This is a genomic window from Corallococcus sp. AB045 (genome assembly GCF_003668895.1).
In the GTDB taxonomy this organism is placed as follows: domain Bacteria; phylum Myxococcota; class Myxococcia; order Myxococcales; family Myxococcaceae; genus Corallococcus; species Corallococcus coralloides.
Genome location: NZ_RAWN01000107.1, coordinates 1 through 24,437 on the forward strand (window position 1 = coordinate 1; position 24,437 = coordinate 24,437).

The 24,437-nt window shown below is 70.3% G+C and carries 17 protein-coding genes; 5 read left to right on the plus strand and 12 right to left on the minus strand.

Annotated features, from left to right (window positions below; genetic code table 11):
- Positions 1-300 precede the first annotated feature (300 nt).
- The 6 genes from sppA to D7Y21_RS23940 all read right to left on the minus strand — a co-directional run bounded on the left by sppA (position 301) and on the right by D7Y21_RS23940 (position 10,951).
- The gene (gene sppA / locus D7Y21_RS23915; RefSeq protein ID WP_121715926.1) at positions 301-2,787 is read right to left on the minus strand and encodes a signal peptide peptidase SppA; all 2,487 of its coding nucleotides are present in this window, start codon (positions 2,785-2,787) and stop codon (positions 301-303) included.
- Between the two features lie 48 nt (positions 2,788-2,835).
- Entirely contained in the window at positions 2,836-4,044 is a 1,209-nt protein-coding gene (locus D7Y21_RS23920; protein ID WP_120563390.1) for a PEGA domain-containing protein, read from the minus strand.
- 28 nt (positions 4,045-4,072) lie between these two features.
- Entirely contained in the window at positions 4,073-5,536 is a 1,464-nt protein-coding gene (locus D7Y21_RS23925) for a PEGA domain-containing protein (RefSeq protein ID WP_120563389.1), read from the minus strand.
- 94 nt (positions 5,537-5,630) lie between these two features.
- Positions 5,631-7,562: a type IIA DNA topoisomerase subunit B gene (locus tag D7Y21_RS23930; protein WP_120563388.1), complete on the minus strand. Its 1,932-nt coding sequence runs from the start codon at positions 7,560-7,562 to the stop codon at positions 5,631-5,633.
- A gap of 10 nt (positions 7,563-7,572) precedes the next feature.
- On the minus strand, positions 7,573-9,954 hold the full coding sequence (locus tag D7Y21_RS23935) for a DNA topoisomerase (ATP-hydrolyzing) subunit A (protein WP_199735481.1): 2,382 nt from the start codon (positions 9,952-9,954) through the stop codon (positions 7,573-7,575).
- A gap of 283 nt (positions 9,955-10,237) precedes the next feature.
- Positions 10,238-10,951: a hypothetical protein gene (locus D7Y21_RS23940; protein ID WP_120563386.1), complete on the minus strand. Its 714-nt coding sequence runs from the start codon at positions 10,949-10,951 to the stop codon at positions 10,238-10,240.
- Positions 10,952-11,057: 106 nt separating this feature from the next.
- On the opposite strand from D7Y21_RS23940, the gene D7Y21_RS23945 reads away from it, so the two are divergent.
- Both D7Y21_RS23945 and D7Y21_RS23950 read left to right on the plus strand, forming a co-directional pair.
- Positions 11,058-11,717: an MBL fold metallo-hydrolase gene (locus D7Y21_RS23945; RefSeq protein ID WP_121715930.1), complete on the plus strand. Its 660-nt coding sequence runs from the start codon at positions 11,058-11,060 to the stop codon at positions 11,715-11,717.
- 129 nt (positions 11,718-11,846) lie between these two features.
- Positions 11,847-13,124 (plus strand): hypothetical protein, encoded by a 1,278-nt coding sequence (locus tag D7Y21_RS23950; RefSeq protein WP_121715932.1) that lies wholly within the window; start codon positions 11,847-11,849, stop codon positions 13,122-13,124.
- 13 nt (positions 13,125-13,137) lie between these two features.
- On the opposite strand, the gene D7Y21_RS23955 is transcribed toward D7Y21_RS23950, so the two are convergent.
- Entirely contained in the window at positions 13,138-13,875 is a 738-nt protein-coding gene (locus tag D7Y21_RS23955; RefSeq protein ID WP_120563383.1) for a M50 family metallopeptidase, read from the minus strand.
- A gap of 122 nt (positions 13,876-13,997) precedes the next feature.
- Here D7Y21_RS23955 and D7Y21_RS23960 point away from each other — a divergent pair, with 122 nt between their 5' ends.
- Together D7Y21_RS23960 and D7Y21_RS23965 are read left to right on the plus strand one after the other, a co-directional pair.
- Complete coding sequence (locus D7Y21_RS23960) at positions 13,998-16,175, plus strand: S46 family peptidase (RefSeq protein WP_121715934.1); 2,178 nt, start codon at positions 13,998-14,000, stop codon at positions 16,173-16,175.
- 1 nt (position 16,176) lies between these two features.
- Positions 16,177-16,830 carry a hypothetical protein gene (locus D7Y21_RS23965; protein WP_120563381.1) on the plus strand — a complete coding sequence of 218 codons (654 nt, stop codon included), beginning with the start codon at positions 16,177-16,179 and terminating at the stop codon, positions 16,828-16,830.
- 21 nt (positions 16,831-16,851) lie between these two features.
- Here the strand turns inward: D7Y21_RS23965 and D7Y21_RS23970 are convergent, their stop codons facing one another.
- A complete protein-coding gene (locus D7Y21_RS23970) occupies positions 16,852-17,367 on the minus strand; it encodes an RNA polymerase sigma factor (protein ID WP_120563380.1) in 516 nt (171 codons plus the stop codon).
- A gap of 139 nt (positions 17,368-17,506) precedes the next feature.
- On the opposite strand from D7Y21_RS23970, the gene D7Y21_RS23975 reads away from it, so the two are divergent.
- A complete protein-coding gene (locus tag D7Y21_RS23975) occupies positions 17,507-19,492 on the plus strand; it encodes an APC family permease (RefSeq protein WP_233612258.1) in 1,986 nt (661 codons plus the stop codon).
- An 18-nt stretch (positions 19,493-19,510) separates the two neighbouring features.
- Here D7Y21_RS23975 and D7Y21_RS23980 read toward each other — a convergent pair whose 3' ends face one another.
- The 4 genes from D7Y21_RS23980 to pilM form a co-directional block, all read right to left on the minus strand.
- A complete protein-coding gene (locus tag D7Y21_RS23980) occupies positions 19,511-21,142 on the minus strand; it encodes a sigma 54-interacting transcriptional regulator (protein ID WP_120563378.1) in 1,632 nt (543 codons plus the stop codon).
- A 143-nt stretch (positions 21,143-21,285) separates the two neighbouring features.
- Complete coding sequence (gene gspN / locus D7Y21_RS23985) at positions 21,286-22,266, minus strand: type II secretion system protein GspN (RefSeq protein WP_121715938.1); 981 nt, start codon at positions 22,264-22,266, stop codon at positions 21,286-21,288.
- Between the two features lie 3 nt (positions 22,267-22,269).
- Positions 22,270-22,827 carry a type II secretion system protein GspM gene (gene gspM, locus D7Y21_RS23990; RefSeq protein WP_120563376.1) on the minus strand — a complete coding sequence of 186 codons (558 nt, stop codon included), beginning with the start codon at positions 22,825-22,827 and terminating at the stop codon, positions 22,270-22,272.
- A 1-nt stretch (position 22,828) separates the two neighbouring features.
- Complete coding sequence (gene pilM, locus D7Y21_RS23995; RefSeq protein ID WP_121715940.1) at positions 22,829-24,436, minus strand: pilus assembly protein PilM; 1,608 nt, start codon at positions 24,434-24,436, stop codon at positions 22,829-22,831.
- Between the last annotated feature and the right edge of the window lies 1 nt (position 24,437).

The window sequence follows — 24,437 nt, forward strand, 5'->3', positions numbered from 1 at the left end:
GGCGGGTTGCGGGTCTCGGGGTTGTCGGAATTCTCGCTCATGGGGCTCCACGCGTGACGGCCCTTTGAGGGCGGCGGCCGTGAGAGGGCCCGCCGGGGACGTCAGGAAGCAGGTTTTGGGACAGGAAGCCGGACGCGGGGCCTGCGAGAAGGCCGAAACCGCCGGTTCCTGAAACCCCCCGACGGCCCTAGCGCCGGCCGGGAGGCACTAACCACCCTAACAGAGCGCCCGGATGGGGCGCCCGCATTTTCGCCGCCCGTGTGCGTGGCCTGTCCACCGGGAGACCTCCCTGGGGGCCTTTCAGCGGATGCGCACGCGGAAGGGCATCATGGCCTTCAGGCCAGGGCGCAGGAGCTCGGGCGAACCCAGCCCCACCTCCCGGGCGAGCACGGCCAGTGCCTCTGGCGGGCGCTCCGGCAGCGCGGGCAGCAGCACCCCCGCCAGCGCGTGCACGCCGGGCTCTCCGCCCAGCCCGGAGAGGAAGCCGCGCGCGTCCCCCATGACGTCCAGGTCCACCTCCTCCGAAGGGGCCACCTTCGCGCGCTTGCGCGCCGACGCGATGGCCTCCGGCATGCCGCCCAGCCCGTCCACCAGCCCCCGGGCGAGCGCGTCCTTCCCGCTCCACACCCGGCCCCGCGCCACGGTGTCCACCTTCGCCTTGTCCATCTTCCGGACGCGGGCGACCTCCGTGATGAACGTGTCGTAGGAGTCGTCCACCCAGGTCTGCACCGCGGCCTGCTGCTCGGGTGTCCACGGCTTCCACCACTCCAGCAGGTCCGCCATGTCGCCGCGCTTGAGCGTCTCCTGGTTGACCCCCAGCTTGGTGCCCAGGCCCTCCAGCGCGGGCTTCGGGTAGAAGACGCCGATGCTGCCCGTCAGCGTCGTGGGCTCCGCCAGCACCTCGTCCGCGGCCATCGCCGCGTAGTAGCCGCCGGAGGCCGCCGCGTCGCCCATGGAGGCGATGACGGGCTTGTGCTTCTTCGCCTCCAGCACCGCGCGGTACATCAGGTCCGACGCCAGCACGTCACCGCCGCCGGAGTCCACGCGCAGGATGATGGCCACCACGGACGGGTCCTCCTGCGCCTCCTCCAGCGCGCGCACCACCGTCTCCGCGCCCGCCAGCCGCGCGAAGCCCAGCGGGTCCTCGCGGCTGCGGCCCCCGGTGATGTCGCCCAGCACCGGCACCACCGCGATGCGGCGGCGCAGGCCCCAGCGGTCCTCGCGCTCCTCGCGCGGCGAGTACGTCGGGTGGAAGCGCATGCCCGGGAACCACTCCGCCACGCGCGCGTCCAGCTCCGTCGCGGACACCACGCCGTCCAGCAGGCCCGCCGCCTGCGCCCGCTTGGAGGACAGGATGCCCTGGGCCCACGCGGCGCGCAGCCGCTCCGGGGGCAGCTTGCGCCCCGCCTCCACGGCCTTCACGTAGTGCGTCACCTGGGAGTCCAGGTACGCGTCCAGCGTCTCGCGCTCCGCGGGGCTCATGTCGGAGCGGGTGAACTGCTCCATCGCCGTCTTGTACTCACCCACGCGCGCCACGTCCCACGTCACGCCCAGCTTCTCCATGGTGCCGCCCAGCGACGTCACCGTGGCGGACAGGCCGTTGATGGGCAGCGACGCCTCCGTCAGCGCGTAGACGCTGTCCGCCGCGGACGCCACCAGGTAGCCGCGGTCATCCCCGGACAGCATCACCACCACGACCTTCTTGCCCGCCTCGCGCAGCTTGAGCAGCGACTGGCGCAATTCCTCCGCCGTGCCCCAGCCCACGCCGGGCAGACCCTCCATCTTCACCACCACGCCCTTGAGCCGCTCGTCGCGCGTGGCCAGGTCCAGGAACTTCATCAGGCGCAGGTACGGGTCCACCTCGCTCACGCCCAGGATGGCCAGCGCGGGGCTCACGCCGCCGGCCAGCATGTCGTCCAAGTCGAGCAGCGCCACCACGCCGCCGCCGCCGTGCAGGGCGCGGTAGCGCTCCGACGACAGGCGCACCTGCAGCACGTGGTCCAGGCCGCTGCCCGCGCCGCCCGCCGCGTACGTCAGGCCCGCGTGGCCCAGGTCCACCGTGGCCGCGAGCTGGAGCGCCAGGGGAATGCCGCTGACGAAGCCGTGGGACAGGCCGCCGCTCAGCCGCAGGCCGCGCACCACCTCCGCCTGGAGCGTGTACGTGGCCAGTCCCTCCCGGAAGCCTCCCTCCGCGAAGAGCCAGTCCACGCCCAGCGTGTAGCGCTCACCCAGCGGGCGCAGGCCCAGGCCGAAGTTGTAGCGGCGCTGCAGCTTGAGGCCGTCCTGCTCCGGCGCGTTCAGGTCCCTGGCCACCGCGGCCAGCGACAGGAAGCGGAAGGGGCGCGCGGTGAGGCCCACGTCCCAGCTCGTCAATCCGCTGATGCGGTGGTCATCCGAGCTGCTGAAGTCGTGCAGCGCGGCGCCCAGCTGCAGCGTGCGAGGCCCCAGCGACAGGCCGAAGGACGTCTTGCGGTAGTCCGGCGCGTTCTCGCCGCGGATCCACTCCAGGGAGAAGCCCGCGCCCAGGCCCAGCAGGCGCGTGCCCAGGAACACGGCGTCGCCCACGGAGTCGGACTGGAGGTTCCGCTCGTGGAGGTAGAAGAGCTGCCCCGCGTCCTGGAACCCCAGGCCGGCGGGGTTGAGGGAGAGGGCGGGCGCTTCGTCGATGAGCGCCGCGTTGGTGGGCGGCAGGGTGATGCCCAGGGGTGGGACAGGGGCGCGGTCAACGGCGCCCGTCTGGGCAAGCGCGAGGCTGGGGAGGAGGGCGAGCAGCGGCAGGTGGCGCATACGGCCCGGGACTCTAGGTGCGAGCCGTCCCGGGACAAGCGCCGCGTGTCACCAGTCCTCGGTACCCGACACGTCGTCCAGCGGATCATCCCCGGAGTGCTTCTTGACGGACTGTCGGGAGTTGCCTCCGCGGTCCTCCGAACCCCAGTCCTCCGCGCCGCTGCGGTTGTCCAGCGGGTCACGCTTCTTCTGGACCTGCTCGCCCTCGCTGTTGATGAGCTGGTTGACGATGCGCTCCATCTCCGACTTGAGCTGTCCGTACTCGTCGCCCTGGAGCACCAGCTTGCGCGAACCCAGGCGCTTGCCGCTCTTCAGGTCGAAGAGGCCCACTGAGAGCTCCGTGCCCCGCTCCGGGATGACTCGCACGGTGCCCACCATCGCCCGGTCCAGGCTCAGCGACTTGCCCAGCGAGACGATGGCGTTGGCCGGCTTGTCGCTGGGGCGCGACACGTCCGGAATCACCTTGTCCAGCTGCGCGTCATAGGCCTTGTAGGTGGCCGTGGGCACCAGCGAGGCGACGACGTCCACGTCGTCCGGCGTCACCTCCGCGATCTGCCCGAACTGGCGGAAGCCCGGCCGCTCCATGCGCACCAGGTGCTTGCCCACCGGCAGCGTGGGCAGCGTCAGCGGCGTGTAGCCCACCGGCTCCCCGTCCACGTAGACGCGGGCGCCCGCGGGCCGGGACTTGAAGGTGGCGCTGCCGCGCAGCTGCGAGGGGCGGCTGGTGGCCACCTGCACGCGCAGGCTGATGAACTCCCGGCTGAAGCGCTTGGGGTTCAGCTCGAACGTGGGGTTGAGCGCCATCAGGTCGATGAGCAGCAGCTTCGCCTCCTCCGCGTCGCCCCGCAGCTGGAGGATGGCGCCGTGCAGCGCCAGCGCGTCGCACAGCGGGAAGCAGGACGTCATCGCCGCGACCGAGCCGTCCAGCTCCTTGAGGGTGGCGCGCACCTTGCGCTCCGCGTCCTCGTACTCGCGCGCCTCGAAGGCCTTGACGCTCTCCTCGTAGCCTTTCTTCGCGCGCTGGAAGGACGCCTGCGCGGACGGGTCGTCCGGCAGACCGAAGAGGTCGCGCGGCTTTCGCACGGAGTAGCTGGCGAAGTTGCCGAGCGCGTCGTTCATGTAGCTCTCCATCTGCACCCCCGAGGACTCGGACGACGGGTCCATGGGGATGAGCAGCGCGGAGATGCGGCCCGGTTGGGACGAGGCGGACAGCGCCAGGGCGGGCAGCAGCACGAGCGCGAGCGGAAGGGCTTTCATGAGGAGTCCTGTGCGCTTGACGCCCGGGCTAGAAGGAAATTCCACCGGGCAGACCGTTCACCGGGTTGAAGCCGGGGCCGCGGTCCGTGGTGGCCACGTACACCACGCCCGCCGTCACGGCCGCCACGCCCGCCGCCGCGGCCCAGAACCAGGGCTTGCGCAGCACGGAGTCGCTGGACACGAGCGGCTCCTTCGAGTCCTCGCGGCCCTGGGGCAACGCGGCGCCGGTGAGGAAGGTGTGCACCTGGTCCGCGGCGTAGTCCGCGCTGCCCTTGCCGTCGCGCTTGCCGAAGTCCACCTCCACGCCGCGCAGGCGGTTCTTGGTGCGCACGTCCCATGCCTGCACCTCGCCGTGCAGCCGGCCCTTCTTGTCCTGGAACGTGGCCGCCAGCACCACGTAGCGCGCGTTGAGCCGCTCGGCGATGGCGCCCACCTCCGGCGGCGTGCCGTCCGCGTCGAAGGCGGCCTCCGTGCCGGCCTTCGTCGCCGCGTCACGCAGCGCGGACAGGCCCGGCGCGGAGCCGAGCTTCGTCTTCACCTCCGTGGGGGCGGACGGCTTCACCTCCACGTATGTCGCGAACGGGGCGTAGCCCGGCAGCACCACCTGCACGGGGTAGCGGCCCGGGGCCAGCTTCGCGCCGGCCAGCGGCGTCGTGCCCACGTCGCGGCCGCGCACCAGCACACGTGCGCCCTGCGGCTGGGTGTTCACCACCAGCGTGCCCTGAGGCTGCGCGTTCAGCTCGCTCTGCGCCTCGGAGAACACCCGCTGCACGTCCTGGCCGAAGAGGCTCGCGTCCGGGGTCAGCGACGGCTCCGCGAGCAGCGCGTTCGTGAAGGCCGCCTTCGCGCCCGCCACGTCGCCGTTGAGCAACTGGGACGCGCCCTGGAAGAGGTACGTCTCACCCAGCTTCTCCGGGCGCAGGTCGCCGGGGCGCTGCACGTAGGCCTCCGCGGCCGCCTTGAACTTCACCGCCGCGGAGTCCGGGTCCAGGTTGTCGTACGCCGCGCGGCCCTCGTCGAAGAGGGCGTCAGCGCGGGGGTTGCCCTGGGGCTCCGGGGGCGGGAAGGCGGTGGCCAGGTCCACGAACTGGACGTCGCCCGCGCTGCCCAGCCGCCGGGTGAACGTGTCCTCCAGCTTCGCCGCGGAGTCCGCGGCGGCCGGCTGGCGGGCCACGCCGAAGATGGCCACCGCGTTGGCCGGCGCCGCGCGCACCGCCGGGGCCGGAGCATCCACCACCTTCTTCGGAGCGGCGGGCGTGGCCGGGGCGAGGGGCGCCGGGGCGGCCGCCTTGGGCGCCACCGGCGCGTCCGACACAGGGGCCACTTCATCCGGAGGGGTGAAGGTGTCCTCGGGGACGGTCGCGGGGACCTTCTTGGTGGCGGCGGGGCGCTTCTTCTTCGCGGCGGACTTCCGCTTGGTGGCGGCGTCGGCGGCGGGAGCGCTCAGCACGCAGGCGAGCGCGACAGTCAGGGCAAGGCGGGTGGTGTTCACGATTCGGCGGATGCTAGCCGACCAGCGGGGCGGAAGACCAATGCCTCCCCGGGACGGGCGAACCCGTCCCGGGTGTGCGGGGACTTCCACTTTCTCAGACGTCCAACTCCTGGACCTCACCCGCCATTTCGGTGATGAACTTGTAACGCGCCGAGACGTCCTTCCCCATCAGGTCGTTGATGATGCGGTCGGTCTCCAGCGCGTTGTCGATGGTCACGCGCAGGCTGATGCGGTTCTTCGCGTCGAGCGTCGTCTGCTTCAGCTCGTCGGCCGTCATCTCGCCCAGACCCTTGAAGCGCATGATGTTGGGCTTGGCGTTGCCCTTGGCCTTCTCGCGGATGATGCGGTCGCGGTCCGGCTCGTCCAGGGCCCAGTACGTCTCCTTGCCGATGTCCACCCGGTACAGCGGCGGCTGGGCGATGTGCACCGCGCCCGCCTCAATCAGGGGCCGCAGGTGCCGGTAGAAGAACGTGAGCAGCAGCGTGGCGATGTGGTGGCCGTCGCTGTCCGCGTCCATCAGCAGGAAGACGCGGCCGTACCGCAGCTTCGTGATGTCGAAGTCGGACCCGATGCCGCAGCCCAGCGCGCTGACGATGTCCTGGAGCTCCTTGTTGGTGGCCACCTTGTCGGTGGACGCCTGCTCCGCGTTGAGCACCTTGCCGCGCAGGGGGAGGATGGCCTGGGTGCGCCGGTCGCGGCCCTGCTTGGCGGAGCCGCCTGCGGAGTCACCTTCCACGATGAACAGCTCGCTGGACGCCGGGTCCGTGGACGAGCAGTCCGCCAGCTTGCCGGGGAGGTTGAGCCGGTGGCTCACCGCGGACTTGCGGCTGATGGCGGCGGAGGCCGCGCGGGATGCTTCACGCGCGCGGGCGGCCAGGATGATGCGCGCCAGCAGCGCTTCCGCGATGGACTTGTTGTCGTTGAACCACTTCTCCAGCACCGGGCGGACGGCGCTGTCCACCTGCGCCGTCGTCTCCGGGTTGTTGAGGCGGCCCTTCGTCTGCCCCTGGAACTGGGGCTCCACCACGTACACGGAGAGGATGGCGGTGATGCCCTCGCGGATGTCCTCCGCGGTGAGCGTCACGCCCTTGGGCGTCAGGCCGTGCGTCTCGATGTAGTTGCGCATCGCCTTGACGATGGCGGCCCTCAAGCCCGCCTCGTGCGTGCCGCCCAGGTTCGTGGGGATGCCGTTGACGTACGAGCGGATGTGCTCGTCCGTGGCCTCCGTCCACGCCAGCGCCACCTCCAGGCGGACCTCGTTGTCGCGCGAGAAGTAGAACGGCGTGCCGCCCGCGGGGACGATGGGCTTCTGGCGCTCCGACACGACCTTGGTGAGGTACTCGGCGATGCCGCCGTCGTGCTTGAACGTCTCCGACACGGCGGGCGTGGCCGTCTCGTCCTTCCAGACGACCGTCATCCCCTTGTGCAGGTAGCTCTTCGCCTCCAGGCGCTCGCGCACCAGGGCCGCGTCGAACTTCTGCTTCTCGCCGAAGATCTCCGCGTCCGGCTCGAAGGTGATGGACGTGCCGGTGCCGCGCGCGGGGCCCTCCACCTTGAGGGCGCTGGTGGCCCTGCCGCGCGCGTACGACTGCACGTGGCGCTTGCCGTCCTTCTTGATTTCGATGAGCAGCTTGCTGGTGAGCGCGTTCACCACGGAGCTGCCCACGCCGTGCAGACCGCCCGAGTGGATGTAGTTGCCCTGCTCGAACTTGCCGCCCGCGTGCAGCGTCGTGAGGATGACCTCCACGGCGGGCTTCTTGTGCTTGGGCATCATGTCCACGGGGATGCCGCGCCCGTTGTCCACGACGGTGATGGACTTCGCGCCCTTGTGGAGGGTCACCTCGATGAGGGACGCGAAGCCGTTGATGACCTCGTCCACCGAGTTGTCGACGATCTCCCAGAGGAGGTGGTGGTAGCCCGTGCTGTCGGTGCCACCGATGTACATGGCCGGGCGCTTGCGCACCGGCTCCAGGCCTTCCAGGACCTGGATGTCCGCGCCTGTGTAGCTTTCCTTCTTGGTCGCCATGGCCTTCCCGCTACTCCTTCTTCTCCGGCAGCGGCACGAAGGTGACGGGCTTCGCCACCTCCTTCACCGTGTCGCGCTTGGACATCTCGTGGCCCTTGCCGCCGCGGCCCGTCACGGAGAACTTCGCCGGTGACAGGTGCAGCTTGCGGCCCTTCTGCGTCTCGAACTCCAGCACGGCGTCCTTCTGACTGGCCGGCGCCGCGAGGAAGTCCACCACCTTGTCGCCCGTGTCCACCTTGATGACCTGGACGCCCTTGCCGGGGCCCGCCAGCTCATTCACCTCCGCCACCTTGCAGACAAGGGCGTTGGTCTTCTCCGTGAGGACGGCGAGCAGGTCCTTGTCGCCCACCGGCTGCGTGCCGATGATCTCATCGCCCTCGCCCGTCTTCGCGTAGCGGCGGCCGGCGCGGGTGGACACTTCCAGGTGCGGCGCCAAGAGGAAGCGCAGGCCCAGGCCCTGGCGCGTCACCGCCACCAGCTTCTCCGGCTGGTGCAGGCGCGCATCCTGGGACAGGGCGCCCACCACGCGCTCGCCGTCGTCGAACTTGAACAGCTTCTGCACCGGGTCGCCGTAGCCGGTGGAGGCCGGAATGTCGTTGAAGCGGGTGACGTAGGCGGTGCCGAAGTTGCTGAACAGCACCAGGTTCGCCTTCAGGCTGCCGGCGAGCACCGCCATCACCGCGTCGCCCTCACGCAGGCGGGTGGTGGACGGGTCCTTCACCTCGCGCACGCGCTTGATCCACCCGTCGCGCGTAATCACGACGTGGGCGTCCTCGTCCGCGATGAACGCCTCCGCGGAGAACTCCATCTCCTCGGAGCCCGCGCCGCCAATGCGCGTGCGGCGCTTGTCGGTGTACGCGGCCTTGAGGCCGGTCAGCTCGTCATGGATGACGGACCAGCGCTTCTTCACGTCCTTGAGGATGCCCTCGATGCGCTTGATCTCCGCGCGCTTCTCCTTGAGCTCCTTCTGGACGATGAGGATCTCCAGGCGGGCCAGCTTGTAGAGGCGCATCTCCAGGATGGCGTCCACCTGGAGCTCGTCCAGCTTGAAGCGCACCATCAGCTTCTGGGCGGCGTCCTGCTTGCCTTCCGACTGGCGGATGATCCGGATGATCTCATCCAGCGCGTCGTAGGCCTTCTCGAAGCCCTCGAGGATGTGGACGCGCCGCTTGAGCTCCGCCAGCTCGTGCTCGAACCGCTTCGTCACGATCTCCAGGCGGAAGTCGAGGAAGTAGCGGAGGATGGACTTGAGGTCCAAGCGCTTGGGCGTGCCGACGTCCGGGTTGTCCGACGGCACGAGGCACGTCAGGTTCACGCCGAAGTTCGTCTGCAGGGGCGTGTGCTTGTAGAGGTACGCCATCACCAGCTCGGGGTTGGCGTCCTTCTTGAGCTCCATGACGATGCGCACGTCCTTGGTGGACTCGTCGCGCACGTCGGTGATGAGCGGCAGCTTGCGCTCGCGCACCAGCTCGCCAATCTTCGCGACGAGCGTGGACTTGTTCACCGTGTACGGGATGGAGGTCACGACGATCATCTGACCGCCGCGCTTGTGCTCCTCCATCTTGTACTCGCCGCGGATCCGGACGGAGCCCTGGCCCGTCTCGTAGATTTCGCGCAGCTCCTTCTTGTCGTTGAGGATCTGCCCGCCGGTGGGGAAGTCCGGCCCCTTGATCCACTTGAGCAGGTCCTTGGTCTGCAGCTCCGGGTCGTTGATGAGCGCCAGGAGCGCGTCCACCAGCTCGCCCAGGTGGTGGGGCGGGATGTTGGTGGCCATGCCCACCGCGATGCCGGTGGTGCCGTTCATCAACAGCTGCGGCACGCGCGCCGGGATGACGACGGGCTCGTCGCGGGTGCCGTCGTAGTTGGGGCGGAAGCGGACCGTCTTGCTGTCCAGCTCACCCAGGAGCTCCGTGGCCAGCTTCTCCAGGCGGCACTCGGTGTAGCGGTAGGCGGCGGCGGAGTCGCCGTCCAGCGAGCCGAAGTTGCCGTGGCCGTCCACCAGCGGGTAGCGCAGGGAGAAGTCCTGCGCCATGCGCACGAGCGCGTCGTAGATGGCCGTGTCGCCGTGCGGGTGGTAGCGGCCCATGATGGCGCCGACCACTTGCGCGCACTTCTGGTACTTCGTGTCGAACGACAGGTTCAGGTCGTTCCACATGCCGTAGAGGATGCGTCGCTGCACCGGCTTGAGGCCGTCTCGCACGTCGGGCAGGGCGCGCGAGGTGATGACCGACAGGGCGTAGTTGAGGTAGCGGCGGCGCGCTTCCTCGGCCAGGCCCGCGGGCAGGCTGTCCCCGCCACCGGCGCCGGACCCGCCGCCGCCGCCTCCCTTGCCTCCGCCCCCTGCCGGGCCTCCCTGCTTCTTGCGCGACTTCGTTTCGGCTTCTGCGAGCATGGTCATGGAATCCAGATGGGTTTCACACGGGCCCGCCGGCCGGGCGTGACGCGGCGCGCGTCAGGCCGTGCGCGCTGCGACTACCAGTCGGGTCGGACCCTCGACGTCAGATGGGCGGGACTACCATGGGCCTCTGACATTGAGAACGAATTCGGGTGGTTGCGTCGGCTCCAGCCCGGAACTTCTGCACGTCCGTACAGTCCTCTGCCTGCTTGAAACCCACCGCCAACCCCCCGGAATTCCGAGGGGAGTGGGGCCGGGCCTGGCTGGCGGGCTGCTTGGACTAGCCGTTGTCGCCGTTGGGGTTGGCGCGGGGCTTCTTGCCCTCCGCGTCAGGGGCGCGGCCCCAGCCGCTGCCGCGCTTGAAGATCTGCACGCCCCGGCCGGAACCGCCACCGGCCATCCCGTTGATGGTGGCGGTGAGGGCCTTGCTGCCCGGCGGGTGGTAGATGACGCGCACCTTGCGGGCGGAGGGCAGGAGCGCGCTGGTGGCGTCCACCAGCAGGTATACCGTGGTGCCGTCCGTCTGGATGCGCTCCGGGTCCTGCCGGTGGTTGAGGTCCGCGAGCAGCTCGCCCGCGTCCGCGCTGGTGGCGTCCGAGCCCAGCTGGCGGATCTTCACGCGCAGGGTCATCTCCGGGGGCGCGTCCTGGCGCTTGTACTCCCGCACGCCCTGGATGACGACCGCCAGGTCGGCGCCGTTCTCCGGGGCCTTGTTGGCGGGCAGGTGGAGGCCGGACTGGACGCTGGAGTCGGTGTCCAGGAAGAGCGTGATGTTGGCGCAGCGCTGCTTGCACTCCTCGCCGAAGGGGTCCTTGTTGAACTTCAGGCGCATGGCGAAGTCGCTGCCCTGGGGCCCGATGGTGGCATCCACGATGACGGGGCGCTCGTCGTCCGGCGACGGCTTGTAGCGGAAGGTGGAGGCGGTCCGCCCCGCGGCGGAGGAGGTCGCGCTGGCCAGCAGCGAACAGGCGAGCAGGGTGGGCAGGCGCTTCACGGACGGAGACCTCCTGACGGCGTGGGGCATCAAAAAGTGGCATTCAAAGGGAACTGGCCCCGGGGCGGCAAGCCTGGGGCGTAGAGTGGCCGTCTGGAGGACAACCATGCCCACGCCGTACGTACGCCAGCTCAAGCTCGGGCCGATGGACAACTTCGTCTACCTCGTGGGTCCCCAGGACGGCCCGGAGGTGGTGGTGGTGGATCCGGCGTGGGACGTGCCGGCCATCGAGGCGGCGGTGGCGCAGGACGGCAAGCGCGTGGTGGGCGTGTTCGTGTCGCACTGCCACGGCGACCACATCAACGGCCTCGAGGAGCTGCTGTCGCGCCATGATGTGCCGGTGTACGCGCAGGCGGAGGAGGTCGCCTTCTCCAGCGAGCTGCGCAAGCGGGGTGGGGACGCGCTCAAGCCCCTGAGGGCGGGCGACGCGGTGCCGGTGGGCGCGCGCACGTTCCATGCGCTGCACACGCCTGGGCACACGCCAGGGTCGCACTGCCTGCTGGCGGAGGACGCGCTCGTGTCCGGGGACACGGTCTTCATCAACGGGTGCGGCCGGTGCGACTTCCCGGGCGGCAACCCGGAGGACATGTACCGCTCGCTGTCGCAGGTGCTGGCGAAGGTGCCGGACACCGCGCGGCTGTACCCCGGGCACGACTACGCGGACGTGCCGGTGGCCCAGATGGAGGCCATCCGCCAGAAGAACCCGTACTTCGGCTTCCCGGACATGGCGTCCTTCGTGGCCTTCCGGATGCGACCGCGGCGGTGACTCCCCACGTCCGGGCGTTTCTGACACCCTCGGATATTTCGCGTGCGGGCGTACTCGCGACAGTCTTGAAGTAAACTCAAGCGAGGGAAGCTCGGAAGAGGGCTTCCGCCTGGCTTGAGGAGACGCGCGATGCCCGTGGAGATCAACTCGGTCGCAGTGAAGGACTCGGACGCGAAGACGTGGGCGGACGGCGCCTATACGTACGCGCGGACGACGGACCGCACCCGGCTGGATCACCTGACGAAGGTGGGGCTGCGCAACACGCTCCGGTCGTGGATCGCCTCGAAGCCGTGGTCGTTCCCGAAGGGCACGAAGCTGGGCTCCTTCGAGACCACGTTCGGCATGACGAACACCGCGCCCAAGGCCTACTGGAAGGCCTTCGACAGCAAGGGCGAGTTCTACCAGCACCTGATGCACGAGGCTGACGCCCGCTGCCAGCGCAAGCGCGAGCTGGAACAGGAGCTCGCCGAGGACGTCCTGGAGCATGCCCGCACCGGACAGGCGCTCAACGAGCTGCGCAGGGCGCTGGGCAAGCACCTCTGGGACCACGACAGCTGGGCGGGGACGATCAGCCATGTGCTGACCGCCAACCCGATCGTCAACCTGCTGCCCAACATGACGGGCAGCTACAACGAGGCCAACTCGTACCCGGCCTACGCGCGCCGTCCGTGGGAGAAGCTGGGCGGCAACTTCAATCCCCTCAACCTGGTGATGAACCTGACGGCGCAGCCCCTGTACGACTACTCCATGCGCAGCAAGGACCGGGTGAGCCTGAGCTACGACAAGCGGGACTTCACCGTCGCGGAGAACGTCGCCATCCTCCACGACCTCAAGGAGCTGTTCAGCCCCATCAAGAACAGCCGGGCCTTCATCACCATGCACAAGGAGCTGGTGCCGAATCCGTACCAGGGCGCGACGAGCCCCGCCCGGCCCAGGCGTTGGACGACGGACGGCGCAGCTCGCGCAAACGTGCTCAAGAAGGACCTCACGCGCTACGTCGGCAATCCGCACGAGGAGCGCAGGCCGGTGAGCTGGGACCAGGGGCGCAAGGGCGCGGGCACGCGCAACGAGGACTCGCCGGACACGGAGACGGCGCGAGAGCACCACATGCCCATCGAGACCGGGCGCTCGCACACGGCGGCCCGTCTGTTCGAGATGGTCGCCCTGCTGCGGCCCGCGAACGGCGCGAGCGCCGACGCCATCCGGACCTTCGAGGGCTGGATGAAGGCCATGGCCTTCGGCATCTTTGGCTACTGGAACGCGGACCAGTCCGTGGGTGGCTACCCCAAGAGCCTCACGCCGGTGCACACCTACCACGAGGTGATGGACCCGGCGGAGGACTACCTGATGGACATCTACGCGCACCCCTTCACGTACGACGACGTGATCGCCTACCTGCGGACCTGAGCGTCCGCTCCGTTCACACCCGCCGCGCGCGGGCCATGGGCGGCATCTTCACGCCGCCGCTCGGCTTCGCGTGCATGGCCCACCAGGCGGACACGCCCAGCAGGGCCAGGGACAGGAGCGTCCACAGCGCCGCCCAGATGATGGACGGCACCCACGTCTCGCTGGCGAGGATGGCCGCGTCGCTCTGCGCGCGCACCGCGCTGTTCCACAGGTCGTCCCTCAAGTCGAAGACGACGTAGAGCGCGGTGAAGGCCGCGAGGAACAGGTTGAGCGCGTCCACCAGCCCCGTGGGCAAGAAGCGCGCGCCCAGCCCCATGGCCAGCGCCATGCCCAGGCAGAAGGCCAGGGTGAACGGGTCGCCCGCGTAGAAGAAGCCCATCACCGCCAACCACACGGACGCCGCGCCCATCACCGCGCGGCCCAACCGGAAGCGGAAGGTGGCCAGCATCAGCCCCGCGCCCGCCACCGCGCTGCCCAGGTAGCCCGCGGACGACACGATGATGCGGTTGAAGACGCCGGGCGGCAGGCGGGAGAAGCAGCTGCCCCCTTCGTTGAGCTGGAGGTGCACCCGGTCCACCGAGCCCCCCACGAGCAGCGCGGCGAGGGCATGCCCGGTCTCATGCATCATCACCACCAGCACCTTCACCGGTAAGAGCACCGGCGAATACCAGAAGTACCAGGACGCCCCCATCAGGAGCAGCAGCAGCGCCAGCCTTCCGAAATCCAGTGTCGCCCCGCTCGCGGTCCGCATCGCTGGTCCCCTCCTGCCTGGACACCGGAACATCCAAGCGCGTTCCATCTTCCGCGAAAACGCGCGCTCCGGACACCGTAACGGTCGCGCCAGGGCGACGGACGGAGTAGGGATGGGGCACCATGAAGAAGACGCTCCTTCTCCTCTCGCTCGTGGCTGCCCCGGCTTTCGCTGGGGAAGGGAAGTGGACCCCCCAGCAGGTGCTGGAACTGAGCCCTGCCTGGCTCAAGGCCCAGGGCCTCCAGCTGCCGCCCAGCAAGCTCTGGGACCCCAAGCGGGGCACGGGCCTGCTGGCGGGCACGGTGAACACCGGCGGCTGCTCCGGGTCGTTCATCTCCGCCTCCGGCCTCATCATCACCAACCACCACTGTGCCTTCTCCATCATCCAGGAGCACAGCTCTCCGCAGAAGGACCTCATCACCGACGGCTTCCTCGCGAAGAGCCGGGCGGAGGAGCTCCCGGGCAAGGGCTCGCGCGTGCAGGTGCCGCGCGGCTTCAAGGACGTGACGGCGGAGGTCAACGGCGCCGTGCCGCAGGGCGCGGACGACCTCACGCGCTACAAGGCCATCGACCGCAAGCAGAAGGAGCTGGTCGCCGAGTGTGAGAAGCGCCCCGCCACCCGCTGCCAGGTGGCCACCTTCGACGGCGGCGTGAACTACACGCTGGTGGATGCGGTGGAGCTGCAGGACGTGCGCCTGGTCTACGCGCCGCCGCGCGCCGTGGGTGAGTACGGCGGCGAAGAGGACAACTGGATGTGGCCGCGCCACACCGGCGACTTCGCCATCATCCGCGCGTACACCGCGCCGGACGGTGCCTCCGCGGCGTTCAGCGACAAGAACGTTCCCTACAAGGCGGAGTTCTTCTTCCCGCTGTCCACGGAGGGCGTGAAGCCGGGCGACTTCGTGATGGTGCTGGGCTACCCGGGCACCACCTTCCGCACGCTGCTCGCGGACGAGATGGCGGAGCGCCAGGCGCGCTACTACCCGCGCATCCGCGACGTGCTGGGCGAGGCCATCCGCATCCTGGAGGCCGAAGGAGAGAAGGACCCGGCCGGGAAGATCGCCGTGGCCTCGCAGCTCAAGAGCCTGCACAACGTCTACAAGAACGCGGGCGGCCAGCTGGCGGGCCTGAAGCGCGGCCACATCGTGGAGAAGCAGCGCGACGCGGAAGGAGCCACCGTCGCCTGGGCGCAGAAGGACGCCGCGAAGTGGGGGGATGCCCTCAAGGCCCGCGAGGCGCTGCTCGCGGAGCAGCAGGAATCCAACAAGACCTTCGACCGTGAGTTCCTCCTGGGCCTGTCCGGCCGTCTGGCGCGGGGCCCCGCGCTGGCCACGTCCGTGTCCCGGTTGGCCATGGAGCGCGCGAAGCCGGACCTGGAGCGCCGCCCGGAGTACATGGACCGCGAGCTGCCGCGCATCAAGGACCGCCTGGAGCGCGAGCAGAAGAACCTCTTCATCGCCGCGGACAAGGTGCTCTTGCACGCGTTCGTGAAGCGCGCGCAGGCGCTCCCCGCGGATGCTCGCATCGCGGCCGTGGACGCCGTGTTCGGCAAGACGTACTCGGAGAAGGACGTCTCCGCGAAGATCGACTCGCTGTACGCGGGCACGAAGGTGTTCACCCTGGCGGAGCGCCTGAAGATGGCGGACGAGTCCGTGGGGCAGCTCGCCGCGCGCCGCGACCCCCTGCTGGCGTTCGGCATGGAGCTGGCGAAGGAGCAGGCCGCGCTGGATGACACGCGCGACCGGCGCCAGGGCGCGGCGTCCCGGCTGCGGCCGGCGTGGCGCAAGGCGGTGATGGCGCAGGCGGGCAAGCCGATTGCGCCGGACGCCAACAGCACGCTGCGCGTGTCGTTCGCGAAGGTGCAGGGCTACACGCCGCGCGACGGCGCGCTGTACCTGCCGCAGACGACGCTGTCCGGGATGATGCAGAAGCACACCGGCGAGGAGCCCTTCAACGCGCCGGAGAAGGTGCGCGCGGCCGCGGCGGCGAAGAAGTTCGGGCAGTGGGCGGACCCCCGGCTGAAGGACGTGCCGGTGGACTTCCTGGCGGACGCGGACACCACGGGCGGCAACTCCGGCAGCCCCACGGTGAACGGCAAGGGGCAGCTGGTGGGCGTGAACTTCGACCGCGTGTGGGAGAACGTCGCGAACGACTTCGGCTACAATCCGGACGTGGCCCGGAACGTCAACGTGGACGTGCGCTACCTGCTGTGGCAGCTCGACCAGGTCGAGGACGCGGACGCGCTCCTGCGTGAGCTCAACGTCCGCAAGGGCAAGCCGGTGGCCAAGGAGGCGCACTGACATGTCGGACGCGGGGGACGGGACTCCAGCGCTGCCCACCTTCCGGCCGGATGAGCGGGTGTGTGGCAACTGCAAGCTCTGGAGCCCGCACTCCGTGGATCACCGTGGATGGGTGGGGCCGTGCCGCCTGCAGAACTCGCGCGGCATGTTCCCGCCCTCCGCGCCCATCTGTGACAAGTACGCGCCCCGGGGCTCCGCGGCCCCGGCGCCCGTGGTTTCGAGCACGCGAACCCGCGCCCCGCGGAGCGTGGCGCCCGTGGTGGTGCGCCACCGCGCGGATCCGCACGAAGTGGTGGACCTGGAAGGGCTGAACATGACGCGCGAAGAGCTGATGGACATCTTCCGGGAGGCGGCGGCCCTGAGCGATCCGCCGCTCGCGGGCAAGTGGGAGGGCGGCACGGTGCGCCTGGTGCCGGGCAACCCGGAGCTGCAGGCGAAGGACATGCCCATCGACGGCCTGTTCCACAAGGTCACGATGGTGCGCGACCGCATCCGCGTGCTGGAGCAGAAGCTCAACGCGCACCCCAAGCTCACGGACGCGGAGAAGGCGGAGATGCAGGGCTACATCACCCGCGTCTACGGCTCGCTCACCAGCTTCAACCTCCTCTTCAAGGAGAAGGGTGATCAGTTCGTGGGCAGCAAGGGCGACGAGTAGCGGCGCCCGGGCTCGGGAGACTCAAGGCCGCTGGCCGCGCTCCTCCATCACGGTGAGGGCGCGCTGGCGGCCGCGGTGCAGGGCGCTCTTCACGGTGCCCTCGGGGATGTGCAGGAGCCGGGCGATTTCGGCGGAGCCCAGGCCGCGCACCTCGCGCAGGTAGAGCACCTGCCGCTGCTGGGGGTTCACCTCCTCCAGCGCTTCGTGGAAGTGCTGCTGCATCTGCGTGCCCATGGCGTGGGCCTCTGGCGACACGGCCTCCTGGGGTGCGTGCGTCAGCCGCTCCCGGCGCCTTCGCGCGCGCAGCCAGTTGATGCTGCTGTTGACCATCACCCGGTGCAGCCAGGTGGTCCACGTCGCGCGTCCATCCAGTCCCGGTGGCTGCCGCGACAGGCGCAGGAAGACGTCCTGCACCACGTCCTCCGCGTCGTCGGTGTCCCCCACGATGCGCCGGGCGATGGCCAGCGCCCGCGGGCGGTGCAGGGCGTACAAATCATCCAGGGTGGGGAAGGGGAGGACGGCGGCGTGCGGGCCCATGGCGGACGGTCTCCTGTGTCTTCCTGTGAAACGAATGGGCGCGTGAAAGGGTCTATTGCCCTGGAGGGCATGGGACTCCGGGGCCGTGTTTTCGCCCGGACAGCCGGTGCGCACCTTCGGGCCAGGGGGAGACGCCGCCATGGCTCAGCTGGCCGAGTACGGACGCAGGAGGCCGTTCATGCCCCGGCGCCGTCAGGGCAACGGCATCGTGGACCTGCTCCTGGGGCGCCCGCTCACCAGCGCCCAGGCGATGCAGGAGAAGACGGGCGTCCTCACCGGCGTGGCGCTCCTGGGACTGGATGCGCTGTCCTCCGCCGCGTACGGCCCGGAGGCCGCGCTCACCGTGCTGCGCCCGCTGGGGGCCACGGGGGTGTGGCTGCTCTTGCCCATCACCGCCGCCATCGTCGGGCTCTTGATGATCGTCGCGAGCTCGTACGCGCAGACCATCGCCGCATACCCGAGCGGCGGCGGCGCGTACACCGTGGCGAGGCAGAACCTGGGGCGGGGCGCGGGGCTGCTCGCGGCGACGGCGCTGATGCTGGACTACCTGCTCAACGTGGCGGTGGGCATCTCCGCCGGCACGGGCGCGCTGGTGTCCGCGGTTCCCGCCTTGCGGCCGCACACGCTGCCCATCACCCTGGCCCTGCTGGCGCTGCTCACCCTGGTGAACCTGCGCGGCGTCAGCGAGGCGGGCGCCGTGTTCGTCGTGCCCACGTGGTTCTTCATCACCTCGTTGAGCGTGGTGCTGGCCGTGGGCCTCTTCAAGCTGGCCACCGGTGACGCGGCGCCCGTGCGGCCGCCGCCGCCGCTGGTGGTGCCCACCGCGTCCCTGGGCGCATGGCTCGTGATTCGCGCGTTCGCCAGCGGGTGCACGGCGATGACGGGCGTGGAGGCCATCAGCAACGCCGTGCCCATCTTCCGCGACCCCGACATCCGCCGCGCGCGCACCACGCTGGGCATCATCGTGGGGGTCCTGGTGACGATGCTGCTGGGCATCGCGCTGTTGTGCCGGGCGTACGGCGTGGGCGCCACGGACCCCGACGGCGCGAACTACCAGACGGTGCTGTCGCAGCTCATCGCGGCGGTGATGGGGCGCGGCGTCTTCTACTACGTGGCCATGGCCGCCATCCTCTGCGTGCTCGCGCTGTCCGCGAACACCAGCTACGCGGGCTTCCCGCTCGTCTGTCAGGTGCTGGCGCGCGAGCGCTACCTGCCGCCGGGCTTCGCCCACCGGGGCCGCAGGCTCGCCCTGTCGCGCGGCATCCTCACCCTGTCCGCCTTCGCGGCCGTGCTGCTCATCGTGTGCAAGGGCATCACGGACCGGCTGATTCCCCTCTTCGCCATTGGCGCGCTGATGGCCTTCACCCTGTCCCAGGCGGGCATGGTGGTGCACTGGAGCCGCCACCGGGAGGACGAGGGCTGGCGCTGGCGCCGGGCCCTCAATGGCGCGGGCGCGGTGATGACGGCGCTCACGCTGTGCATCGTCGGCGTCTCCAAGTTCATGCACGGCGGCTGGGCCGCGTTCGTCCTCGTGCCCGTGGGCCTGCTGGTGCTTTCGCGCGTCCACGCCGCGTACACGCGCACGCGGCAGGTGACGGAGCTGAAGCGGCCCGTGCTCCTCACGCCCGCGTCGCCCATTGTCGCCGTGGTGCCCGTGGACCGCTGGTCCCACGCGTCGGAGACGGCGCTGCGCTTCGCGCTGACGCTGAGCGATGACGTGCGCGCGGTGCACATCTGCAGCGGCGACACCGACGAGGCGGCGCTGGACGCCCAGTGGCAGCGCTTCGTCCAGGGGCCGCTCCAGGAGGCCGGGCGGAAGCCTCCGCCGCTCGTGCACGTGGGGTCGCCGTACCGCGCGCTGGTGTGGCCACTGATGGACTACCTGGACGCGCTGCTCGCGGAGGTGCCGGGCGGCACCGTGGCCATGGTGTTGCCGGAGCTGCTGGAGAAGCGCTGGTACCGGGCCATGCTCTACAGCCGCCGTTCGGAGCTGCTCCGCAGCGCGCTGCTGTTGTCCGGCGAGCGGCGCCTGGTGGTGGTCAGCGTGCCCTGGTACATGCGCACGCAGGCGCACCCGGCGCCGCACTCCGCCTGGGGCGACTCCGCCCACCCGGGAAACGGGTAGGGCGGAGGGCCTTCGAAATCACTCCTGCTCGTCCTGCTTCGTCAGGCCCCAGTCCTTCAGGCGCTTGAAGAGGGTGGAGCGCGCGAGGCCCAGCTCCCGCGCCACGCGCTCGCGGTTGTTGTTGAAGCGGCGCAGCGCGGTTTCGATGATCTGCCGCTCCAGCTTCTCCAGCATCTGCTCCAGCGTCATGCCCGGCGGCAGCTCCGGCACGGTGATGCCCGTCTCGCGGTTGACCTCCTGGTCGAAGGACAGGTCGCTCGCGTCGATGGACGGGCCCTTGCGCAACAGCAGCGCGCGGTGCACCACGTTGCGCAGCTCGCGGATGTTGCCCGGCCAGGCGTGCTGCTGGAGCCGGTCCAACGCGGCCGGCGTGAAGCGCACCGTCTGTCCGCGCGGGGCGAACGCGCGCACGAAGTGCTCCGCCAGCGCCACCACGTCCCCCCGGCGGTTGCGCAGGGGCGGCAGGTGCAGGGGCACGACGCACAGGCGGTAGTAGAGGTCCTCGCGGAAGCGGCCCTCGCGCGCCGCCGCCAGCAGGTCGCGGTTGGTGGCCGCCACCACACGCACGTCCACGTGCAGCGGGCGGCTGGCGCCCACGCGCTTGATTTCGCCGCTCTCCAGCGCGCGCAACAGCTTCGCCTGGAGGTCCAGGGGCAGCTCGCCAATCTCGTCCAGGAACAGCGTGCCGCCGTCCGCCTCCTCGAAGGCGCCCTTGCGCGCGCCCACGGAGCCGGTGAACGCGCCCTTCTCGTGGCCGAACAGCTCGCTCTCAATCAGCTCCTTGGAGATGGCGGCGCAGTTGACCGGGATGAGCGGCCGGTTCGCGCGCGGCGAGCACGCGTGCAGCGCGTTCGCCACCAGCTCCTTGCCCGTACCGGACTCGCCCAGGATGGTGACGGCCGCGGTGGACGGCGCCACGCGTTGAATGAGGTCCGTGAGCTGCCGCACGGACGGGTCACTCCCGAGGATGCCGTGGAAGGCCTGCGCCTCCTTCTTCGCCGCGGGCACCGTCTCCAGGATCAGCTCCGCCTCGCCCACGCGCAGCGTGGTGGGCAGCGTCACCTCCGCCTCGAAGAGGCGCACCGGCCCCAGCCAGGTGCCGTTGGTGGAGCGCAGGTCCATGACGTGGAAGACGCCGTCCCGGCGAGTCACTTTCAGGTGCCGGCCGGAGATGAACCGGTCCTGGAGCACCAGGTCGTTGCCCGCGTCCTTGCCCACCGTGAAGCTGTCGCCGGTGAGCCGGTGCACGGCCTCCGCGCCGCCCTGCTTCACGCGCAGCTGCGCGGCCTGCCAGCGCTGCGAGTCGCGGCCCTGCACGGCGGTGGCGCTGCCGGCCTCCGTGGCCGCGTCCGCGTCGTCGCTGGCGCCATGCTGGCGGAACACCGCGCGCCACTGGCCCAGTTCGAGGTCCGCGCCGTCCGGCAGGTCCGCGCGCTCCACCACCGCGCCCGCGACCTTCGTGCCCTTGCCGGACAGGTCCTCCACCCGGCACTTCTGGCCGTCCCACAGGAGGGCCACCTGCTGGCGGCTCACCTCCGGATCCGGAATGGCCACATCGCTGGAGTCGCCCCGGCCGAGCACCACCCGCGCCCGGTCCACCGCCACCCGCAGCACTTCCTCGCCTCGACGGAAGAACACCAGCTCCGGCATTACGAACTCTCTCCCATGCCCGGACACCCCAGGGCCGCGCGCAGCGCTTTACACGGCGCGTGCGCGGGCATCAACCAGGGGACGGACGCAGGTGGGGGAGGGCCGGAACCGACCCTCTGCCCGCCAGCCCACCGCTTGGGGGCCTACCGCTTGGGACCGAAGCGGGGGCTGCTCACCATGCCGGTGAGCCGGCCGCCGCGCCAACCCGGGTTGTCCCGGTCCTGCGGCAGCATGTTCACCGCGAGCGCCAGGGGGCCCAGCCGCTGCTGGAAGGCCTGCTCGAACTTCAGCCGCACGTCGAGCCCCAGCTCGCTGTACTCCAGCCGGCGGCCCAGCTTCAGCGTGCCGGTGCCGGAGCCCTCCAGGTCCTCGCTCTTGAGGTTCAGGTCCCTCACCGTGCCCATGCCCTTGTCGAACTGGAGGTCGCCCTTCAGCTCGCCCAGCGCCACGCGCGGCAGCTCCATGGGCATGGCGGGGCCGCCGCCCATGGGGATGGCCGCCTTGCCGCCCTTGATGGTGAGCCCCTGGGTGTCCAGCGCCACCGTGCCGGACGCCTGGGACCAGTCCACCGGCTGCCCGCGAATCATGGTCCCCGGCGCCGTGAGCGAAAGCTTCGCGTTGAGGGTGCCCTCCATGTCCACGCCCGTGTACTTCGGCAGGTTGCCGCCGCCGGCCTGCACGCCGTCCACGTCCACGTTCAGCGACGTGGCGCTCAGGCCGCCCACGTGGATGTTCACCGTGCCGCCCATGCCCTTCATCTTCACCACCACGCCGGGCGGGAAGAGGGACGGGCGCAGGGCCACGCTGTCGAAGATGAGCGCATCGCCCAGCTCGTCCGGGCCCAGCCCGCCGGACTCACCCCGGGCGAGCGCCGCGACGGACTCCGAGCCCAGCGGCGTGGGCGGCTTGCTCAGCCGCACGTTGGTGGCGGTGACGCCGGACAGGCCGGGACGCAGGCTGTCCATGCGCACCGCCAGCCCGTGGGCCGCGGCCTCCGTCACCAGCCGCGAGCGGACCGCGTCGTACGGGAAGGTGATGAGCAGGCAGAGGATGAACGCCACCACCGCGAAGGCGGTGTAGCCCAGGACGAGCTTCCAGCGGGCGGTCTTGGATTCAGTGGCCATGGGCTATTGCTTCATCCGGTAGGTGGCGACGGTCGTCCACGCCGTCAGGGTGTCCGTGGCGGGCCGGGGCTCCACGCGCAGGTACTTCACCTTCACGATGCCCGGGCCCGTCTCCACCGTGCGCAGGAAGTCCGTCAGCTTGCGCAGGTCCACGTCCGTGAAGGTCAGCTCCACGGAGCTTTCGATGATCTTCCCGTCCCCCACGCCCACGTCGCCCTTGGGCGTCATGTTGGGGACGGTGAGGCCCGCGGCGGTGGCCTTGTCTTCGATGTACGTGATCAGCCGCACGTTGCTCTGGGTGAGCTGCTGCTCCACGTTCTGCCGGTCCGCCTGCGCCTGGCCGTAGCTGGTCGCCAGCGCCTGCACCTCCTGCAGCTTCGCCAGCTTGTCCTGCGTGCGCCGGCGGTAGCCCTGCGCGCTGTTGGCGAAGCTGAAGAGGGTGACGAAGAGCACGAACACCAGCACCGCGGAGCTGGCCAGCGCCACGAGCTTGCGCTCGCGGTCGGAGAGCCGCTCGAACCAGGTCTGGAGGGGCGCGAAGAGTTCTCGAAGCTTTCCCATGTCAGGTCTCTCCCGCCGGCTTCTCGCCGGGGCACTGCACCTGCACGTCCAGGCGGAAGGTCACCTTCTGCCCGTCGCGTGTCTTCTCCACCTTGCCCTCCTTCACGTCCTTGAAGCAGCGGTGGCCCTTCAAGGCGGCGGAGAGCGTGTCGATCTGCTTGGAGCTGTCCGTCTCTCCCTGGAGCATGATGCGGTCCAGGTCCACCTGGATGCGGTCGAACTTCACCGGCAGCTCCGGCGGGACGCGCTGGGTGACCTCCGCCAGCAGGTTCACCGCGGACATCGCGGGCAGCGCCGCGGCGGGGCTCTCCACGCCCTTGAGCATGTTGAGCGCGCGGTCGTAGTTCGTCTCGCAGGTGCCCAGGATGCGCTGGGTCGTCTTGCAGAGCACCGCGTCCACCTCCGCCTCGCGCCGCGACAGCACCGTGTTGCGCACGACGCCGAAGGCGATGAGCAGCAACAGCAGCGTCACCGCGAAGGAGGCCAGGAGGCCCAGCCGGTCCTTCACGTAGTCGTAGCCGCCCTTGAAGGAGAACTCACCGCGGCGCAGGTTGAAGCGCGGCGCCTTCACCCCGGCTGCGTTGCCGCGCATGGCCAGCGCGTACGCCTGCGCCGCGGACGCCGTCTCCTGGGGGCCAATCTTCTCCGCCGCGTCCACGGGGAGCGCCAGCACGCGCACCGGCAGGTTCAGGTCCTTGGACAGCTGCTCGGCCAGGCCCGGCATCCGCGCGGTGCCGCCGCACAGCACCACCGCGGAGACCTGCCGGCGGGCGCGCGCGGCGAAGGCCTTGAAGGACGGGCGCAATTCGCGCAGCACCGGCTGCAGGCCGCGGATGAAGGCGTTCGCGGCGCGCTCGGCGTCCGGCCCCTGCGCGGCGCTGGCCATGGCGCCGTGCGCTTCCTTCCACGCGTGGGCCTCCGGCAGCGTCGTCTGGAACTCCGTGGCCAGGGCGCGCGTCAGGTCCCGCCCGCCGCCCGCGAAGGTGCGCGCGAACTCCACGCCCTTGCCCGGCTGGCCAATGGCCACCGCCGTGCGCTCGTGGCCGATGTCCACCACAGCCACCGGGCCGCCTTCGCTCATGTCCTCGAAGAGCCCGGGCAGCTGGGTGAAGAGGTTCTGGTACGCGAGCGCCGGGTGGGTGATGACGCGCGGATCCACCTGGAGTCCGCCCAGCAGCGCCAGCAGCGACTGGAGCTCCTCCTTCTTCACCACGCCCACCAGCAGGTCCGCGGCCTTCTCCTTGCCGCCGGTGTCCTTCTGGCCGACCACCTGGTAGTCGTAGACGACCTCCGAGATGTCGAACGGCAGCTGGCTGCCCACTTCGAAGGGCAGCGTCGCCTCCACGCGCTTGCTGTCGGAGAAGGGCAGGCTCACCGCGTGCGTGGTGAGGGACGGGCCGGGCAGGGCGATGACGACCTGGTCCACGTGCCCCTGCGGCATCTTCCCGAGCAGCTCCTCCACCGCGGCGCGCAGTGTCTCCGCGCGCTCGCCTTCCTGCGCGCGGCGCACTTCCGCGTAGGCCTGGGTGGTGTTGCTTTTCGTCCCGGAGGTGAGGACCACCCCCTTCACGGAGTGGCTGCCCAGGTCCAGGCCAAGAATGCGGGCCATG

Bases quoted from the DNA above. Each gene is read 5' to 3' on its own strand.
- sppA (WP_121715926.1), bottom strand. From the start codon at position 2,787: ATGCGCCACCTGCCGCTGCTCGCCCTCCTCCCCAGCCTCGCGCTTGCC.
- D7Y21_RS23920 (WP_120563390.1), bottom strand. From the start codon at position 4,044: ATGAAAGCCCTTCCGCTCGCGCTCGTGCTGCTGCCCGCCCTGGCGCTG.
- D7Y21_RS23930 (WP_120563388.1), bottom strand. From the start codon at position 7,562: ATGGCGACCAAGAAGGAAAGCTACACAGGCGCGGACATCCAGGTCCTG.
- D7Y21_RS23935 (WP_199735481.1), bottom strand. From the start codon at position 9,954: ATGCTCGCAGAAGCCGAAACGAAGTCGCGCAAGAAGCAGGGAGGCCCG.
- D7Y21_RS23945 (WP_121715930.1), top strand. From the start codon at position 11,058: ATGCCCACGCCGTACGTACGCCAGCTCAAGCTCGGGCCGATGGACAAC.
- D7Y21_RS23950 (WP_121715932.1), top strand. From the start codon at position 11,847: ATGCCCGTGGAGATCAACTCGGTCGCAGTGAAGGACTCGGACGCGAAG.
- D7Y21_RS23955 (WP_120563383.1), bottom strand. From the start codon at position 13,875: ATGCGGACCGCGAGCGGGGCGACACTGGATTTCGGAAGGCTGGCGCTG.
- D7Y21_RS23960 (WP_121715934.1), top strand. From the start codon at position 13,998: ATGAAGAAGACGCTCCTTCTCCTCTCGCTCGTGGCTGCCCCGGCTTTC.
- D7Y21_RS23965 (WP_120563381.1), top strand. From the start codon at position 16,177: ATGTCGGACGCGGGGGACGGGACTCCAGCGCTGCCCACCTTCCGGCCG.
- D7Y21_RS23970 (WP_120563380.1), bottom strand. From the start codon at position 17,367: ATGGGCCCGCACGCCGCCGTCCTCCCCTTCCCCACCCTGGATGATTTG.
- D7Y21_RS23975 (WP_233612258.1), top strand. From the start codon at position 17,507: ATGGCTCAGCTGGCCGAGTACGGACGCAGGAGGCCGTTCATGCCCCGG.
- D7Y21_RS23980 (WP_120563378.1), bottom strand. From the start codon at position 21,142: ATGCCGGAGCTGGTGTTCTTCCGTCGAGGCGAGGAAGTGCTGCGGGTG.
- gspN (WP_121715938.1), bottom strand. From the start codon at position 22,266: ATGGCCACTGAATCCAAGACCGCCCGCTGGAAGCTCGTCCTGGGCTAC.
- gspM (WP_120563376.1), bottom strand. From the start codon at position 22,827: ATGGGAAAGCTTCGAGAACTCTTCGCGCCCCTCCAGACCTGGTTCGAG.
- pilM (WP_121715940.1), bottom strand. From the start codon at position 24,436: ATGGCCCGCATTCTTGGCCTGGACCTGGGCAGCCACTCCGTGAAGGGG.